At 43.8% G+C, this 15242-nt stretch carries 20 protein-coding genes and 1 pseudogene; 12 read left to right on the top strand and 9 right to left on the bottom strand.

The window, feature by feature from the left end; translation table 11 throughout:
- Nucleotides 1-82: 82 nt before the first annotated feature.
- Together JOD21_RS15885 and JOD21_RS15880 are read right to left on the bottom strand one after the other, a co-directional pair.
- Entirely contained in the window at nucleotides 83-310 is a 228-nt protein-coding gene (locus JOD21_RS15885; RefSeq protein ID WP_052474203.1) for a hypothetical protein, read from the bottom strand.
- Between the two features lie 47 nt (nucleotides 311-357).
- Nucleotides 358-627, bottom strand: a complete 270-nt coding sequence (locus JOD21_RS15880; protein ID WP_041123118.1) for a DUF3055 domain-containing protein — start codon at nucleotides 625-627, stop codon at nucleotides 358-360.
- Between the two features lie 118 nt (nucleotides 628-745).
- Between JOD21_RS15880 and JOD21_RS15875 the strand changes: the two genes are divergently transcribed.
- The 3 genes from JOD21_RS15875 to JOD21_RS15865 all read left to right on the top strand — a co-directional run bounded on the left by JOD21_RS15875 (nucleotide 746) and on the right by JOD21_RS15865 (nucleotide 3020).
- Nucleotides 746-1183 carry a DUF86 domain-containing protein gene (locus JOD21_RS15875; protein ID WP_204730576.1) on the top strand — a complete coding sequence of 146 codons (438 nt, stop codon included), beginning with the start codon at nucleotides 746-748 and terminating at the stop codon, nucleotides 1181-1183.
- Between the two features lie 21 nt (nucleotides 1184-1204).
- Nucleotides 1205-1969 (top strand): TIGR01457 family HAD-type hydrolase, encoded by a 765-nt coding sequence (locus JOD21_RS15870; protein WP_204730557.1) that lies wholly within the window; start codon nucleotides 1205-1207, stop codon nucleotides 1967-1969.
- 88 nt (nucleotides 1970-2057) lie between these two features.
- Complete coding sequence (locus JOD21_RS15865) at nucleotides 2058-3020, top strand: 2-hydroxyacid dehydrogenase (protein WP_204730556.1); 963 nt, start codon at nucleotides 2058-2060, stop codon at nucleotides 3018-3020.
- 73 nt (nucleotides 3021-3093) lie between these two features.
- Here the strand turns inward: JOD21_RS15865 and JOD21_RS15860 are convergent.
- Nucleotides 3094-3386 (bottom strand): annotated as a pseudogene (locus JOD21_RS15860) (NifU family protein).
- A 414-nt stretch (nucleotides 3387-3800) separates the two neighbouring features.
- On the opposite strand from JOD21_RS15860, the gene JOD21_RS15855 reads away from it, so the two are divergent.
- Nucleotides 3801-4130, top strand: a complete 330-nt coding sequence (locus tag JOD21_RS15855) for a YuzD family protein (RefSeq protein ID WP_041123114.1) — start codon at nucleotides 3801-3803, stop codon at nucleotides 4128-4130.
- 235 nt (nucleotides 4131-4365) lie between these two features.
- Here the strand turns inward: JOD21_RS15855 and JOD21_RS15850 are convergent, their stop codons facing one another.
- Complete coding sequence (locus tag JOD21_RS15850) at nucleotides 4366-4533, bottom strand: hypothetical protein (RefSeq protein ID WP_160289529.1); 168 nt, start codon at nucleotides 4531-4533, stop codon at nucleotides 4366-4368.
- Nucleotides 4534-4724: 191 nt separating this feature from the next.
- On the opposite strand from JOD21_RS15850, the gene JOD21_RS15845 reads away from it, so the two are divergent.
- The gene (locus JOD21_RS15845) at nucleotides 4725-6002 is read left to right on the top strand and encodes a Y-family DNA polymerase (RefSeq protein ID WP_204730555.1); all 1278 of its coding nucleotides are present in this window, start codon (nucleotides 4725-4727) and stop codon (nucleotides 6000-6002) included.
- Nucleotides 6003-6067: 65 nt separating this feature from the next.
- Here JOD21_RS15845 and JOD21_RS15840 read toward each other — a convergent pair whose 3' ends face one another.
- Nucleotides 6068-7135 carry an NAD(P)/FAD-dependent oxidoreductase gene (locus JOD21_RS15840; RefSeq protein ID WP_204730554.1) on the bottom strand — a complete coding sequence of 356 codons (1068 nt, stop codon included), beginning with the start codon at nucleotides 7133-7135 and terminating at the stop codon, nucleotides 6068-6070.
- Between the two features lie 233 nt (nucleotides 7136-7368).
- On the opposite strand from JOD21_RS15840, the gene JOD21_RS15835 reads away from it, so the two are divergent.
- Complete coding sequence (locus JOD21_RS15835) at nucleotides 7369-7605, top strand: YuzB family protein (RefSeq protein WP_041123033.1); 237 nt, start codon at nucleotides 7369-7371, stop codon at nucleotides 7603-7605.
- Between the two features lie 33 nt (nucleotides 7606-7638).
- Here the strand turns inward: JOD21_RS15835 and JOD21_RS15830 are convergent, their stop codons facing one another.
- Nucleotides 7639-8322 (bottom strand): DUF2225 domain-containing protein, encoded by a 684-nt coding sequence (locus JOD21_RS15830; RefSeq protein ID WP_239581641.1) that lies wholly within the window; start codon nucleotides 8320-8322, stop codon nucleotides 7639-7641.
- 218 nt (nucleotides 8323-8540) lie between these two features.
- On the opposite strand from JOD21_RS15830, the gene JOD21_RS15825 reads away from it, so the two are divergent.
- Entirely contained in the window at nucleotides 8541-8903 is a 363-nt protein-coding gene (locus tag JOD21_RS15825; protein ID WP_204730553.1) for a HesB/IscA family protein, read from the top strand.
- Between the two features lie 38 nt (nucleotides 8904-8941).
- On the opposite strand, the gene JOD21_RS15820 is transcribed toward JOD21_RS15825, so the two are convergent.
- Both JOD21_RS15820 and JOD21_RS15815 read right to left on the bottom strand, forming a co-directional pair.
- On the bottom strand, nucleotides 8942-9589 hold the full coding sequence (locus tag JOD21_RS15820) for an SDR family oxidoreductase (protein ID WP_204730552.1): 648 nt from the start codon (nucleotides 9587-9589) through the stop codon (nucleotides 8942-8944).
- A 67-nt stretch (nucleotides 9590-9656) separates the two neighbouring features.
- The gene (locus tag JOD21_RS15815; RefSeq protein WP_204730551.1) at nucleotides 9657-10652 is read right to left on the bottom strand and encodes an NAD(P)/FAD-dependent oxidoreductase; all 996 of its coding nucleotides are present in this window, start codon (nucleotides 10650-10652) and stop codon (nucleotides 9657-9659) included.
- 301 nt (nucleotides 10653-10953) lie between these two features.
- Here JOD21_RS15815 and JOD21_RS15810 point away from each other — a divergent pair, with 301 nt between their 5' ends.
- The 5 genes from JOD21_RS15810 (at nucleotide 10954) to JOD21_RS19515 (ending at nucleotide 14382) form a co-directional block, all read left to right on the top strand.
- Nucleotides 10954-12168, top strand: a complete 1215-nt coding sequence (locus JOD21_RS15810) for an NAD(P)/FAD-dependent oxidoreductase (protein ID WP_204730550.1) — start codon at nucleotides 10954-10956, stop codon at nucleotides 12166-12168.
- Nucleotides 12169-12221: 53 nt separating this feature from the next.
- Complete coding sequence (locus JOD21_RS15805; RefSeq protein ID WP_204730549.1) at nucleotides 12222-12704, top strand: NUDIX domain-containing protein; 483 nt, start codon at nucleotides 12222-12224, stop codon at nucleotides 12702-12704.
- A gap of 199 nt (nucleotides 12705-12903) precedes the next feature.
- Nucleotides 12904-13011, top strand: coding sequence for a YuiA family protein (locus JOD21_RS15800; RefSeq protein WP_160289522.1), 108 nt, complete (start codon nucleotides 12904-12906; stop codon nucleotides 13009-13011).
- Between the two features lie 320 nt (nucleotides 13012-13331).
- The gene (locus JOD21_RS15795) at nucleotides 13332-13622 is read left to right on the top strand and encodes a YuiB family protein (RefSeq protein ID WP_239581643.1); all 291 of its coding nucleotides are present in this window, start codon (nucleotides 13332-13334) and stop codon (nucleotides 13620-13622) included.
- A 121-nt stretch (nucleotides 13623-13743) separates the two neighbouring features.
- Complete coding sequence (locus tag JOD21_RS19515; protein ID WP_275579606.1) at nucleotides 13744-14382, top strand: 3D domain-containing protein; 639 nt, start codon at nucleotides 13744-13746, stop codon at nucleotides 14380-14382.
- A 30-nt stretch (nucleotides 14383-14412) separates the two neighbouring features.
- On the opposite strand, the gene JOD21_RS15785 is transcribed toward JOD21_RS19515, so the two are convergent.
- Nucleotides 14413-15225 carry a cobalamin-binding protein gene (locus tag JOD21_RS15785; RefSeq protein ID WP_204730548.1) on the bottom strand — a complete coding sequence of 271 codons (813 nt, stop codon included), beginning with the start codon at nucleotides 15223-15225 and terminating at the stop codon, nucleotides 14413-14415.
- Nucleotides 15226-15242: the final 17 nt, after the last annotated feature.

Below are 15242 nucleotides of genomic sequence, written 5' to 3'. Positions count from 1 at the left end.
AAGAACTGTTTGGTATGAAAAGAAGGTTGTCTCAATTTTAAGTTGAGACAACCTTCTTTTCATTTCTTATGATCTTTTTCACTTAAGGTATATGCGCACCCGGATCTTGTCTTGGGACGTCTTCGTGGGCGCCTTTATTCTCGTAGTTGAATGCACTGTAGTAGCGCTGGCCGCTTTTCCAGGGGCCGGATTTGTTTCTGACAAGTGAATATTTGCCTCTCGGGGATCCATATGGCCCTTCCGGAAATGATTCAGGGATCAGGTATTCTTTTTGTACTTCAACGTTTGAAAAGTCACTGTACCGCTCCATTACACTGCTCCTTTTTAGATTAGTATGAGCAGTTCATGATGATTGATTCACAAAACAACTTCGTTCAGAAATTCGCGCAGTTCTGCTGCATCCTGTTCGGAGAGTTTGAATGCGTGTTCAATGTAGCCTTCTTCATCGAGATCGTCCTGGCCGATGATGGCAAAGCGACTTCCCTGAATGTCCATGACCATTGCTTTTCCGTAGTAGCGGTCTGAATACAGAATCGCAAGGTCAAAGCGCTGATGCTCGCCCATAAAGCTGACAAACCGCGTTTTTGTTTCTTCTGTATCATCATATAAAAAGAATCGTTCAGTCATCGTTAAAATCCTCCTTAGTGTGTATTCACAATTATAACGATTAACGCACGTGATGCCAAAAAATCTGAGGGCTTATGGTACACTTGAAACAGACATTTTGATGGAGAGTGAAGAGATTATGTACTTCGTTGACAGAGAAACGATTGAGCAGACGCTTGTATTTATGGAAGAGCAGCTGGCGTTTTTACAACAGCATACAACATGGGATACCAAAATCGGACAGCTTGCGCTTGAACGCAGCCTGCATACCGTTATAGAATCAATTATTGATGTCGGTAATTCAATGATCGACGGCTTTATTATGCGTGATCCCGGCAGCTATGAAGATATTGTTGATATCCTTGAAGATGAAAAGGTCATTGGTAAAGACATGCACGGAGACCTTGTCAATGCCGTCAAACTCAGAAAGCATCTGGTTCAGGAGTTCACACAGGTGGACCATCAGATGTGTATCGACACATTTACATCTTCGGAAAAAGCCCTGCTGGCATTTCCGCTCGCAGTGAGAAATTATCTTAAAAATGAACTTGGACCAGTCTCTGCATTCAGACGGTAAGGAATAGAAAGGAAGTAAGTAATGAAAGCATATAAAGGTTATTTAATCGATTTAGACGGAACGATGTACAGAGGAACTGAACCGATTCCAGAAGCGGTGGACTTTGTAAAAAAGCTGAAAGGAAAAGGAATTCCTTATCTTTTTGTGACGAATAATTCGTCTAAAACACAGGAGCAGGTGGCAGCACACCTTCAGAATTTTGATGTGCCTGCTGAGCCTGAACAGGTATTTACGACATCTCTTGCAACAGCATCAGTCATTTCCCGGGAAATGCCGGGCGGATCTGCATACGTGATTGGCGGAGACGGGATTCGTCAGGCGCTGACTGAAAAAGGGATCACGATCAAAGATGAAAATCCTGACTATGTCATTGTAGGTCTTGACCGGGAAATTACGTATGAAAAACTGGCACTTGGCTGTCTTGCTGTCAGAAACGGTGCGAAATTCATCTCAACCAACGGTGACATTGCGATTCCGACAGAACGCGGTCTGCTGCCTGGAAACGGATCGCTGACTTCAGTCATTACCGTTTCTACACAGACGGAGCCTCTGTTTATCGGAAAGCCTGAAGCAGTTATTATGGAACAGGCGCTAGAAGTGCTTGGCCTGCCAAAAGAAGAAGTTGTCATGGTTGGTGATAACTATGATACAGATATCAAAGCAGGATTTAATACCGGGATGGATACATTGATGTTGCATACTGGCGTTTCACCAAAAAGCCTGCTTGCTGAAAAAGAACAGCAGCCGACTTATTCGATTGATTCTCTTTCAGAGTGGGAGATTTAATATTTCTTTAAAACAGCTGTCCCTCTCATGAAGGACAGCTGTGTCATACATAAAATGAAATTCACTTTTATAAAGGGGGATGCAGCTGATGTCTAAGGTTTTCATTACACGTAAAATTGATGATGCAGTGATTCAGGAGCTTAAGAAGAATTTTGACGTTGAGGGGTGGGATTCTGAGGATGAGGCTGTGCCGAGAGATGTATTGATAAAGCAGGCTGGTGAGTGCCATGCACTGCTTACCATGCTTTCTGATCAGGTGGATGAAGAGCTCTTTTCATCGGCTCCCCATTTAAAAATAGTAGCAAATATGGCAGTCGGTTATGACAATATTGATATTGAAGCAGCAGACAAAGCAGGCGTGATTGTGACGAATACGCCGGATGTCTTAACAGATACAACCGCTGACCTTGCATTTGCACTGATGCTCGCTACTGCAAGAAGAATTTCTGAAGCAGCAGACTATATCAAAAATGGCGACTGGACGTCCTGGTCACCTTATCTTCTTGCAGGACGCGACGTTCACCATAAAACGCTCGGTATTATTGGAATGGGGAAGATCGGGCAGGCTGTGGCAAAACGTGCAGCGGGGTTTGATATGAATATTCTCTATCATACAAGAAGCCGGAAGCTTGAAGCGGAAGAAGCGTACGGAGCTCAGTATAAAAGCCTGTCAGACTTACTTGAAAAAGCGGATTTCGTTCTCGTACTCGCACCGCTGACTGAAGAAACACGCGGTATGATCGGAGCGGAACAGTTCAGACTGATGAAGAACTCTGCAATTTATTTGAATGTGGGCAGAGGACCAGTGACGGATGAAGCTGCGCTGATTGAAGCGTTGCAATCAGGCGAGATTGCCGGAGCGGGGCTCGATGTATTTGAACAGGAGCCGGTTTCCGCTGATCATCCGTTGCTTTCCATGAAGAACGTGGTGGCTGTACCGCATATTGGCAGTGCATCAACTGAGACCCGGTTTGCGATGATGAAGCTTGCTGCTGATAATATCAAAGCAGTGCTGACTGATGAAAAGCCACTAACAAGGGTTTCACTCTAAACGGACATTCTCATTTATTTTTTAAATTTCTCAATAAAAAAATCCTCCTGTTTTTACAGGAGGATGATGTTCATTAAAATACCTGTTCAACTTCCACAACGCCAGGTACTTCTTCAAGCAGTGCACGCTCGATACCTGCTTTAAGGGTAATAGTTGAACTTGGGCATGTACCGCATGCGCCAAGAAGTCTTAATTTAACGATTCCATCTTCAACGTCAACCAATTCACAGTCTCCGCCGTCACGAAGAAGGAATGGACGAAGTTTATCAAGTACTTCCTGAACTGAATCTTTCATTTCTACTTCTGTCATTCGAATCGACTCCCTTCCTGTGTTCTATTATAATGAGTATAACGAAAAAAATCCATCCATGTTATTTGAAATTATTATTGTTTAGTCATGCATTTGGAATGGATGGTAAAACCGCTGTCATTTTCCGTGGAAGACTGCGCTTTCCTGCCCCCGGGCGGTGAGCCTCCTCGAGCTTCGCTCTGCGGGGTCTCACCTGTCCCTTTCTGGGGCAGGAGTCTCCGTCTTCCACTCCAAATGACAGCTGAATGTTTCTTGTTGAACAAAGATGTTATTTTTTATAAAGATTCACAATGTATAATGCACAGCTGATAATTGGAGCGTAAGGGGGTGACTCCGGGACGATTAGTGGGAAGCTGAGACCCCGCAACCGGAGGTGAGGAGGCTCAGCTACCACCGTCCGGAAAGCGTCCCCCTGAAGCGGAAATTATCAGCCGGTTTATTAAAAACTTAATCATAGGGAGTTGTTTGATATGGCGAATGAGGCTGTGACGATTACGGTGTATGGAGCGGAGACGATTTGTGCGAGTTGTGTGGGGGCGCCTTCTTCTAAAGAGACTTATGAGTGGCTGGAGGCGGCGATTGGCCGGAAGTTTCCTGACCGCAAGTTTGTAATGGACTATGTGGACATTAACACTGAGCAGGAAGATCCGAAAAAGGCTGCTTTTGTGGAACGGGTATGGGAAGAGGATTTATTCTATCCGGTTGTTTTAGTTGAGGATGAAATTGTCGGTGAAGGGAACCCAAGACTGAAGGCCGTGTATAAAGAGCTTGAAAAGTACGGGTTCCAGACGGCTGAATAATAGCGTAAATTGTTTAACTGAAGCCTGTATACTTATGATGAAATTTTTATTTATTGATTATAGAGGGTAACCTCGCTGCAGGCGGTGACTCCGGGACGATTAGCGGGATAGCTGAGACCCCGCAGGCGAAGCCGAGGAGGCTCAGCGACCGCCGTCCGGAAAGCACCGCCTGCAGCGCAGTGAACTGGTTCCCGAAGAAAAGGCTGAGACATATTTTGTTTCAGCCTTTTTTCTTTCATACTTCTGTAAAGTTCAGACCCCTCAATACCTCAGCGTCTGATTTGTCACAGAGGTAGCATTTGTCATGTTCATCTCTCATCACAACAAAATCAGGGTTTTCATTTTGATAATCTTCCGGCACTTCCACAAGGTTGTAACGTTCATGAAATGGAAGGAGTGACATTTGCTTTCACCGCCTTATCAGCAATTTTCTTTATTATACCGCTCATGTAAAAAAATCATATTTTGAAACTGCTTCAGGTATGTTCCTTAATTGGAAAAATGATTTTGTTTACAAAAAGAACACTCGTTCGTATAATTTTAAGAAAACAGGGTATAGATAGAGAAAATGATAAAACCGGGAGTGTGAGAGCGATGGAGGTTGACTATTCGCTTGAGAAACAAAGAGAGATCCTGTGTGTAGATATGAGGAGCTTTTATGCGAGCTGTACAGCAGTTGAGCTCGGGCAGGACCCATTGAAATGTAAAATTGCGATTATCGGAAATCAGGAGCAAAAGGGGAGTGTAGTTCTTGCTGCTTCCCCGCGCGCAAAAAAAGAGCATGGGATCAGAACGGGTACGCGCCGTCATGAAATTCCTGATATTACAGACCTTCAATTAATTGAGCCGGATATGGGACAGTACCTCAGGCTGTCGACTGAGATCACCAAGATCTTCACACGGTTCGTTCCAAAAGAAAATATTCACGTTTACAGTGTAGATGAAAGTTTTATTCAGATTGACGGGACTTCTGCGTTGTGGGGAGGGCCCCATGCAGTTGCCCAAATGATCTCCGATGATATGATGCGGGAGTTCGGGCTGCCGTGTGCGATCGGGATCGGACCGAACATGCTGATTGCAAAACTCTGTCTTGATCTTGAAGCAAAGAAAAAGGGAATATGCGAATGGACTTTTGAGGATATCCCAAAGAAACTATGGCCGCTCAAACCGCTGTCAGCCATGTGGGGAATCGGCCGCCAGCTTGAAAAGCGCTTAAACCGTATGGGAATGTATTCAATCGGTGATTTGGCTGCTTATGACCTGAAAAGACTCGAAGCAGTTTTCGGTGTCATGGGAAACCAGCTTTATTACCACGCGCATGGCATTGACCGCTCTGAAATCGGCGCACCAATTATTCAGGGACAGGTCAGCTATGGAAAAAGTCAGATCCTTTTAAGAGATTATCATAAGCTTGAGGAAATTGAAGCAGTGTTACTTGAAATGTGTGAGGAAGTCGCAAGAAGAGCCAGAAATAAGCATCTCGGGGGCCGCACGATTCATCTTGGCATCGGCTACAGTAAGCGCACGCCAATCAAATCATTTCACCGCTCAAAGTCTCTTCATAAGCCAACCTCTATTACGATGGAGATCTATGACGTATGTCTGCAGATCCTGCATGAAAACCTGCAGCCATTCCCGGTGCGGAAAATCTCTATCTCATTAACCAATTTAGCAGATGATTCAGCACTGCAACTCGACCTGTTTAATCCGGGAAGAGAGAAAGTACACCACCTTGGCTATGTGATGGATGATGTAAGACGCAGATTTGGATCAACGTCACTTCTGAGGGCAGTTTCCTATACAGAAGGAGGCACGACAAGAAGAAGGGCAAGGCTGGTTGGCGGACATATATCAAAGCAGCCTGCTGAATGACAGGATAATAAAAAACACGCTCAGGTAACTGAGCGTGAAGTCATGAAGAAAAGATAAATAGATTCTTATCCATTATGGTATTTATACATCCACAGCACTCCTGATTTCAACAGGCGTGCGATACGGCCAGTTACGGTACGGTCTGCAAGATAGGCAAAGCCCTGTTTTTTACCGAGTGAGCCCATAAAGCCCTTCAGCTTGATCTTTGGCATCTGCTCAGGCAGATCTTCATTTTTCCAGCGTGCGATCAGTACTTTAACTATCTGTTCTGCCTGTTCCTCAGCAAGCTGGGCGCTTGGAGCGAAAGGAAGGCTTGCGCAGTCACCGACCACATATACATGCTCATCATCAGGCAGGTTATGATACTGCGACAGGACGACGCGGTTAGATGAATCCTTTTCACCAGGCAAGTCGCGTACGACTTTGACCGGCTGGATTCCTGCTGTCCATACACAGACATCAACTGGAATCTGTTCTTCGTGATTGTATAGCATATGCGGTTCTACTTTTGTGATATTGGAGCTGCTGACAACTTCAACATTGTTTGCGTCGAACCATTTCTGTACGTAGTTACTTAAGCGCTGAGGGAAGGCAGGAAGAATCCGTTCACCACGGTCAAATAACTTAATTTTCAGGTCTTCACGGCTTTCGCGCAGTTCGCTTGCAAGTTCAATACCGCTCAGGCCGGCTCCTACAACCCCGACAACTGATCCGGAAGGCAGATTTGACAGGCGTTCATATGTCGCTCTTGAACGCTGGATCGACTGGATGCTGTATGTATGCTCATCTGCACCCGGCACATTGTGATACTTATCTTCACAGCCTAATCCAACAACAAGGTCGTCATATTCCACTTCACTGTTATCTTCAAGAATGACACGTTTGTTTTCAGTATCAATCTCCGCTACAGAACCGTACTTCAGATCAAGGCGTTCGTGTTCAGGAAAGCTGACGCGGATCTCCTGGTCTGATGCTGTACCGGCTGCGAGCGCATAATATTCCGTTTTCAAGCAGTGATACGGTGTACGGTCAATTAAAGTGATTTTTACGTCTTCAGGCAGCTTATCCGGCAGCAGTCGCAGTAACACGCGCATATTGCCGTAACCTCCACCTAATAATACTAAGTGTTTCATGGGTAGCCCTCTCTTTACAGTAAGCATATTAGTAAGTAAGCACTTTCAATATGATCATACATACACAATGTGTTTGATCATTACGTTTACATTCACTAAAAAGTATATCGGAATAAAGGTCTTAGTACAATCATATTAAGAGAATTCTTTCACAAACTTGTCATTTTAAAGAGCAGGATGATTGACGAAGTGTAAGTAAGACGTTACATTGAAATGAGTATGAGGTGATAACAATGAAACCAATTATAGAGTTTTGTATTAGTAATATAGCAAGCGGGTCTCAGGAAGCATTTGAAGCACTTGAACGGGATCCGAATCTTGATGTGATTGAGTACGGCTGTACGAGTCACTGCGGGATCTGTGCGGCAGCGATGTTTGCGATCGTGAACGGGGAAGTTGTGGAAGCTGATACACCTAAAGAGCTTGTGGAAGCTGTCTATGAGTTCCTTGAAGAAAATCCAATGTTTTAATGAAAAAAGCTGATCGACATCCGATCAGCTTTTTTACTGTGCCCTGCGCTCTTCTCTGAAGGACTGCCATCTTTCTTTTGCCATATGAACCATTTTCGGATCAGTGGAACTGTGCTGTCTTTCGATGATTTTTGAGAAGTGTCTCGTTGCTTCATCTTCTTCACCAAGCCGCAGGGAAAGTTCAGCAATCAGGTAGAGGACGCGTTCAGTCGTAATTTGAGAGCCTGCATAATCCTCTTTTGAATATGCATCCTTATAAGCCTCAACTGCAAGACGCTGAAAACGCTGCTCCTGTAGCTGATCAAGGCCGCGGTACAGCCATGATAATCTCAGGTAAAGACCCGCAATGGTAATGCTTTTTTCACGCTTAATCGTCGCAATATAAATCGCCAGCTTAAACGCTTTAATGGCATCATCCTCTGTACGTTCTCCTGAAAAATCAAGGTGCTTCCAGCGGTTTGAGATCTTTTCTTCAATTTCCTCTTTGCCGCCTGGCGGGAAATATGGGGCAAAATCATCAGTGAAAGAATAGCCGCACTCGGGACACACGTGTACATAATAGAGGTTTGGGTTGATTGCCGGGTCCTCATACACCGGCATCAGGTCTGTACTGTATTCTTTTGCACGAACGAATCTGCCTCTGATTTTTGTTGTGGTAAAATTGTGCTTGCATAACCCGCAGGTCAAGTTTTTGTCGTATAACGGTGTCAATTCCATTATATTCACCTCTTCCATCCCCCGTTGATCTCTTTTCACTCATACTTAATACATGTATTATAAAACAAATATAGGTCTTTTGGAATAAAATAAATAAATTTAATACTATTTATATGTTCCTATACCCTGTCTGATAAAATGTACTCGAATTGAATCGGTTGAGTGGAATTGAAATAAGCGATATACTAAAATCAGTCAAAAACGTTGGAGGTGCTGAAATGGCAAATATCATTAAATTATCAGAAGCTGCAGCGCTTCAGGTGAAAGATATGATGAAGCAGGCTGAAGAAGAGGATGCATATCTGCGCGTAGCCATCAAAGGCGGCGGATGCAGCGGACTTTCATATGGCATGGGGTTTGAGCATGAGCTTGGTGACACTGATAAAATCGAAGAGCATTACGGTATTCAGGTTATTGTTGACAAGCAGGACGCTGATATTCTGAATGGCACTGAGATCGATTACAAACAGTCACTCATGGGCGGCGGTTTTACAATTGAAAACCCTAATGCAATTGCTTCATGTGGTTGCGGTTCATCATTCAGAACGGCTACGAAAACAGGTACACCAGAAAATTGTTAAATACAAAAATCGCCGGCACATCACGTGCCGGCGATTTTTTAGATTTCTTTTAAAGCATCTTTTATCGGATGGTCACCATTGACCATTTCAATCGTTTTGTGATGAAGGTTTGTGCAGAGAATGGATTCCACGAGCACAGCCGCTACATCTTCACGCGTGATTTCGCCTTCGCGGTGTTTCATTTCTTCCGATACATCAATCTTACCTGTAGCTTCATCATCTGTCAGTGCGCCAGGGCGGACGATTGTATAATTCAAACCGCTCTGTTTTAAATGCACGTCTGCATCATGCTTTGCCTGCAGGTAGTGATGGAATGTATCACTGTCACCGGCAATTGACGGGTCATCTGCTCCCATTGAGCTGAGCATGATGAAGCGCTCAATTCCTTTTTCTTTGGCAAAGTCGATTGCTTTAATCGCTCCATCGCGATCTACGGCCGTCGTTTTATCCGTTCCTGTATCAGGACCAGAACCTGCTGCAAAGATAACTGCATTCACATCTTCAAAGGCGTATTTGAATGCCTGCTCCAGGTCGGCAATAATCGGCCTTGCACCGAGATCTTCCATATCTCCGGCCTGTTCTGATTTTCGGATCATCGCTTTTACCAGATGCTGTTCACTTTCAGCCAGTTTTTTAACCGTTATTCTTCCGGTTGTGCCGTTTGCGCCTATTACGAGTACATGCATGGTATCACTCTCCAAAATTAGTTAATACTCATTATTATACCCGGCACAGCTTTCGCTAAACGGATGATCAGCTGAACATAGACGTACTGTGCATCGGCTGAACACGTGCTTTTGGATCAATGGAAGCTTTTGCATTATTCACAGCAGTCGGTGCTTCACCAAATCCTGAAGCAATCAGCTTCACTTTTCCATCATACGTACACACGTCACCTGCTGCATAAATACCTGGAATATTAGTTTCCATTCTTGAATTGACAACAATCGAGTTTTTCTCAATATCAAGCGTCCATTCTTTAATCGGACCAAGAGATGAAACGAAACCGTAATTAACGATCAGATGATCAAAATTTAAAACAGTCGTTTCCTCTTCTTTAGCCTTTTGTAAAGTCAGAGACTGAATATTGTCATTCATTGTCTGATAACCGACAGGAACATAAGGTGTCATGACATTTACACTGGATTGCTTTAACTGCTCAACGCTCGCTTCATGTGCGCGGAATGTATCGCGTCTGTGGACAAGCGTGACAGATTTCGCAACAGGCTCAAGCATCAGCGCCCAGTCAACTGCAGAATCGCCGCCGCCAAGCAGCACAACATCCTGGTCTTTAAAGTTAGACAGATCTTCAATGAAATAATGAAGGTTCTTTTCTTCAAAATCATGAAGTCCGTCAAGATTTAACTTTCTCGGCTGGAATGCACCGTTTCCTGCAGTAATAATGATTGTTCTTGTGTAATGAACCTCTTCAGGTGTTGTTAATACAAATACACCGTCTTCACGTTTCTCAACGTGTGTTACTTCCTGACCAAGTCTGATTTCAGTGTCAAAACGTGACATCTGGGCTGTCAGGTTATCAACTAACTCCTGAGCTTTCACTTTAGGAAAGCCTGCAACATCATATATATATTTATCCGGATATAAAGCAGTCAGCTGCCCGCCTAAGTGTGGGAGACTCTCGATCAGTTTTACACTTGCCTGGCGCATGCCGCCATAAAAAGCTGTAAATAAACCGACCGGACCGCCACCGATTACTGTAATATCATAAACTGAAGTATCTTCCTTCATCTTGAAATCCCTCCAACAAAGCTGATTTGCATGTAGTGTAACACAGGACAGGCTACATTAACCTTTCCTGAGGCTCTATTGCGATACTTTTCAGACTTTTGGAGGAAGACATTAACTTTTCATATTTGTGCAGAAAACCTTGAAATAAGAAGAAAAAAAGAATATGATTGATAAAGATGAAGATTCAATAGAAGAAGTATGATGTTCATTTTCGTGAACAATTTCACAATCTTTTATAAGGGCAAGCGTTGCTGCCTTAAAAGCATCGTAATCTCATATTAAAAAGGTGGAAGTGATCCAATTGAAAAGACCTACAGTGGTTGTTTTAGGAGCAGGATACGGTGGATTATCCGTTATTACAAAACTTCAGAAGCTTGTGAATGCAGACGATGCAGACATTATTCTTGTTAACAAGAATGATTACCATTACGAATCAACATGGCTGCACGAAGCAGCGGCAGGAACAATGGCTCCTGATGCTGTACGCTATGATATCGGCGGCGTCCTTGATAAAGGGAAAGTGAACTTTGTTCAGGCGACTGTTGAAAACATTGATACAAAAGCACAAAAAGTGATTACAGACCGTTCAGAAATCAGCTACGACTATCTTGTAGTCGGCTTAGGTTTCGAAGGGGAAACGTTTGGTATCCCTGGACTGAAGGAACACGCTTTTTCTATTGCCAACGTGAAAGCAGCACGTCAGATCCGTGATCATATTGAATATCAATTCGCAACGTACAGCCTTGAAGAAGTAAAAGATCCTTCAAGACTGACAATCATCGTAGGGGGAGCAGGCTTCACAGGAATTGAATTCCTTGGAGAACTGGCTGACCGTCTGCCTGAGCTTTGTGAGGAGTACGATGTAGATCCTAAAGCTGTCCGCATTCTGTGTGTAGAAGCTGCACCAATGGTTCTTCCAGGATTTGATGAAGAGCTTGTTGAGTATGCAGTGAACTACCTGAAGAGCAAGGGAATCGAATTCTCTATCGGTACACCACTGACTGAAGCTACGCCTGAGGGTGTAAAAATCAAAAAAGGTGAAGATGTATTTGAAGAAATCCCTGCTAAGACTGTTGTATGGGCTGCCGGCGTTCGCGGTAACTCAATCATCGAAAAAGCAGGCTTCGATAACATGCGTGCACGTATCAAAGTAGATCCTGATCTTCGTGCACCTGGACACAACAATGTATTCATCGTTGGTGACTGTGCATTAATGATCAACGCACAGACAGAGCGTCCATATCCGCCAACAGCCCAAATCGCGATGCAGCAGGGTGCACACACTGCACATAATCTGGTTGCACTATTCAAAGGCGATGAGCTTGAGCCATTCACACCTGATCTGAAAGGTACAGTGTGCTCACTCGGAGAAAATGAAGCAATCGGTGAAGTGTTCGGCCGTAAGATTACAGGTAAAAAAGCTGCTATGATGAAAAAAGTCATCGACAACCGTGCACTATATATTCTCGGTGGTCCTGGACTTGTATTCAAAAAAGGTAAGCTGAACATGTTTTAATAAAAAGAGCAGCTGAGGCTGCTCTTTTTTCTACATATATAAGGGGTGGCAATATGAAAAGGGGAAAAGTCTGGCTTGGCGCTGCAGGCGTCATTGAAAACAGTAAAGGTGAATGGCTTGTGGTCAAAAAGAAATACGGCGGATTAAAAGGCATGTGGTCAATCCCTGCCGGCTTCGTGGAAGAAGGGGAAACGGCTGATCAGGCTGCAGTCAGAGAAGTGAAAGAAGAGACGGGTATTACAGCTGAAGTGATCAAAGTAGCCGGCTTCAGAAGCGGTGTGCTGAAAGATACGGTCAGTGATAATATGATTATCTTTGTCATGAAGGCAGTCAATGAAGAGGAAGTTTTGCAGGTTCCCGAAGAGGAAATTGCAGAGGCGGCATGGATAGATAAAGGTGAACTGAGAGATCACCCGGATGTTTCATCTATGATTCCGGTTATGATCGATCATGAAGAAGCAGCCACGCTGGAGATCAACCGTCACTCCAACCCCGGTGATCAGTTCGGGTATACGAAATATCATTTGTTTTTTTAATAGCATAGTTTAGAAATGTAAATGTGAACAAATTGCGAAATTTACCCACAGTTCTAAATTTTCTGATAATTAAAGAAAAAGGAAGAAACAGGCTCATGTATTCGCTTACATGGCTTCTTTTCATCAATTTTGGCGCTTTTCAGTACGAAAGCGTCCGTGCTATAGTACTCTCAATACATCAGAAGAGAGGGTGCTTCACATGAAGAAACAAACAAACTGCAGCTATTGCTCAGGTAAAGGATATTTTCAATTAAGACTAGGCGGATCAGAAACTTGCCCGAATTGCGGCGGGGAAGGTAAAAAATAAATGATACACCGGATGCCCCGGAAGCATCCGGTTTTTCTATGCTTGGGGAAGCGGATATCAGATAACCGGATATGACATTCAAAACACTGGAAAGCTACAACCCGGGCGTATCACTACAAGCTGATTAAGGATTACTACATCCCGATCCAAAACAGCGACATGTTCGAGCAATCCATTGCTGTACAAACCTGACTTTGTGTCACTAAATTGAACGTTCAAACAGGAGCATTGCACTGTATTACCAAGTGATGTACACTGTTCTAGTGAACATGGAGGTGTGTCATTTGGCTGCATTTGGATTGGCTGAACTTTTAATTTCAATGATGCTGTTTCTCGTGTTATTTTTCGGGATCGGCTTTTTATTAAATATGCTTTTACGTATGACATGGATCATGGCTGTAATCTATCCAGTTATTACAGTACTTATTGTCGATGAAGTCAGATTCATTGAGTATTTTCGTGAACCGGGAGAATCTTTCTCAGCACTCGGTACCCGATTTGTTTCGCTGGCACCAGCGGATATTTTAATTTTATCAAGCGGTATGGCAGGCGCAATCATTGCAGGACTTGTAATGATATGGCTCCGTAAGCAGGGTTACCGAATGTTCTAAAGCTCCCCGGATTAGGTGGAGCTTTTTTAATTGTCAGTCAATTCAAAGGATTAAGGCTTTCGTCATAGATGATTAACTTTTGTCATAGAGGGAATAACCGTATTTGGAAGGAGTAGATGGTATGTCTAAATTATTTAAAATATCTGCAGGTATTCTTCTTGCAGGATTTGCTTCATTATTTATCACGAACGAAAACAAAGCTGCAGCAGAGGGCTGGTCAATTGCAATGCCGTCTGAAGAGCTGGTTCCGATTGTTGAGGATATGAGAATGCTTCAGGACAGAGAGCTGTCACTGGCATCAAAAAGTCTGTCGGAGCAAGATACAGCATTTAAGTTAATTGCTTCTAAAATGAAGGGCAATATAAATAAAGCTGTTCCGCAGCATGTCGTTGATAATCCGTCTAAAACGGTAACGGCAACTGGTTATACTGCAGGAATCGAATCAACAGGCAAAGAACCTGGTGATCCTCTATATGGTATTACGTTTTCAGGTATTCAGGTAAAGAGAGATCTTTATTCAACGATTGCAGCGGATCCAAGAGTATTTCCAATCGGGACTGTGATGTTTATTCCCGGTTACGGCTATGGTGTTGTAGCTGATACCGGCAGTGCGATTAAAGGAAATATCATAGATCTGTATTTTGATACAGTAGATGAAGTGTTTAATGAGTGGGGTAAGCAGGATGTTGAGGTGTACGTGCTGAAAGAAGGCGACGGTACATTGACTGAGGAAGAATTTGCTGAAATGAATAATCGGTAATAAAAAAGTGTCGCGCTGAGCGACACTTTTTTATTTGAGCTGTAAGATCTCAGGCAGTTCAATCGATTTGTAATGCTCAGGGTGCAGAATCCTGCCGAGCTTGATTAATCCTTCAAGCAATCGTGGGGAAGGTCTGCAATAAAGGGCTTCTTCAAGGACATGGACTTCTTTATTTTTAAGAGCTTCTAGTTCAGTCCATCCGGGCCGCTTATGTATAATTTCAGGGTTTACTTTACGCGGCTGTACACCGACCCAGGCCATACAGATGACATCCGGATTTTTTGCTGCTACATCCGCCCAGTCAGTCTGAATACTCGCCAGTTCAACTGATTCATACACATTGATGCCGCCTGCAAGCCTGCTGATCTCACTCAGCCAGTTAATGCCGCCTGGTGTAAAAACAGGCTTCGGCCACCATTCCCAATATAGCGTTGGAGGCTCTGTAATTTGTTCAGCAGCTTTCCTGCAATCGTCAATCACTGTTCTAAACGCTTCTGAAACCTTTTCCGCACGTTCCGGAATTCCGGCAGCATGTCCAAGTGATATCAGATCCTGTAAGATGTCATCCAGGGATTGAGGATTAAGACAGAGATGTTCGAGACCTCTCCGATCAAGTTCTTCAATGTTTTTCTCCATACCGGGTACACTCAGTGATGAGAGAATCAGATCAGGCTGTAAAGCTTCCACTTTATCGATATCAATCGAAAGATCGGGTCCAAGCTGTTCAAGTTGCTTAACTTCCGGCGGCCAGTCTGAAAAGTCGTCCACACCAACAATGTAGTCAGTCAGGCCAAGGTACGCAGTAAGTTCAGTATTACTTGGGCAAAGTGATACTATTCTCATTCAGAAAACCTCCCGAA

The organism is Jeotgalibacillus terrae (assembly GCF_016908195.1).
Lineage (GTDB): Bacteria > Bacillota > Bacilli > Bacillales > Jeotgalibacillaceae > Jeotgalibacillus > Jeotgalibacillus terrae.
The sequence above is the reverse complement of the archived record's forward strand: the minus strand, read 5'-3'. Positions and strand labels throughout refer to the sequence as shown.

Bases quoted from the DNA above. Each gene is read 5' to 3' on its own strand.
- JOD21_RS15885 (WP_052474203.1), bottom strand. From the start codon at position 310: ATGGAGCGGTACAGTGACTTTTCAAACGTTGAAGTACAAAAAGAATAC.
- JOD21_RS15880 (WP_041123118.1), bottom strand. From the start codon at position 627: ATGACTGAACGATTCTTTTTATATGATGATACAGAAGAAACAAAAACG.
- JOD21_RS15875 (WP_204730576.1), top strand. From the start codon at position 746: ATGTACTTCGTTGACAGAGAAACGATTGAGCAGACGCTTGTATTTATG.
- JOD21_RS15870 (WP_204730557.1), top strand. From the start codon at position 1,205: ATGAAAGCATATAAAGGTTATTTAATCGATTTAGACGGAACGATGTAC.
- JOD21_RS15865 (WP_204730556.1), top strand. From the start codon at position 2,058: ATGTCTAAGGTTTTCATTACACGTAAAATTGATGATGCAGTGATTCAG.
- JOD21_RS15855 (WP_041123114.1), top strand. From the start codon at position 3,801: ATGGCGAATGAGGCTGTGACGATTACGGTGTATGGAGCGGAGACGATT.
- JOD21_RS15850 (WP_160289529.1), bottom strand. From the start codon at position 4,533: ATGTCACTCCTTCCATTTCATGAACGTTACAACCTTGTGGAAGTGCCG.
- JOD21_RS15845 (WP_204730555.1), top strand. From the start codon at position 4,725: ATGGAGGTTGACTATTCGCTTGAGAAACAAAGAGAGATCCTGTGTGTA.
- JOD21_RS15840 (WP_204730554.1), bottom strand. From the start codon at position 7,135: ATGAAACACTTAGTATTATTAGGTGGAGGTTACGGCAATATGCGCGTG.
- JOD21_RS15835 (WP_041123033.1), top strand. From the start codon at position 7,369: ATGAAACCAATTATAGAGTTTTGTATTAGTAATATAGCAAGCGGGTCT.
- JOD21_RS15830 (WP_239581641.1), bottom strand. From the start codon at position 8,322: ATGGAATTGACACCGTTATACGACAAAAACTTGACCTGCGGGTTATGC.
- JOD21_RS15825 (WP_204730553.1), top strand. From the start codon at position 8,541: ATGGCAAATATCATTAAATTATCAGAAGCTGCAGCGCTTCAGGTGAAA.
- JOD21_RS15820 (WP_204730552.1), bottom strand. From the start codon at position 9,589: ATGCATGTACTCGTAATAGGCGCAAACGGCACAACCGGAAGAATAACG.
- JOD21_RS15815 (WP_204730551.1), bottom strand. From the start codon at position 10,652: ATGAAGGAAGATACTTCAGTTTATGATATTACAGTAATCGGTGGCGGT.
- JOD21_RS15805 (WP_204730549.1), top strand. From the start codon at position 12,222: ATGAAAAGGGGAAAAGTCTGGCTTGGCGCTGCAGGCGTCATTGAAAAC.
- JOD21_RS15800 (WP_160289522.1), top strand. From the start codon at position 12,904: ATGAAGAAACAAACAAACTGCAGCTATTGCTCAGGTAAAGGATATTTT.
- JOD21_RS15795 (WP_239581643.1), top strand. From the start codon at position 13,332: ATGATGCTGTTTCTCGTGTTATTTTTCGGGATCGGCTTTTTATTAAAT.
- JOD21_RS19515 (WP_275579606.1), top strand. From the start codon at position 13,744: ATGTCTAAATTATTTAAAATATCTGCAGGTATTCTTCTTGCAGGATTT.
- JOD21_RS15785 (WP_204730548.1), bottom strand. From the start codon at position 15,225: ATGAGAATAGTATCACTTTGCCCAAGTAATACTGAACTTACTGCGTAC.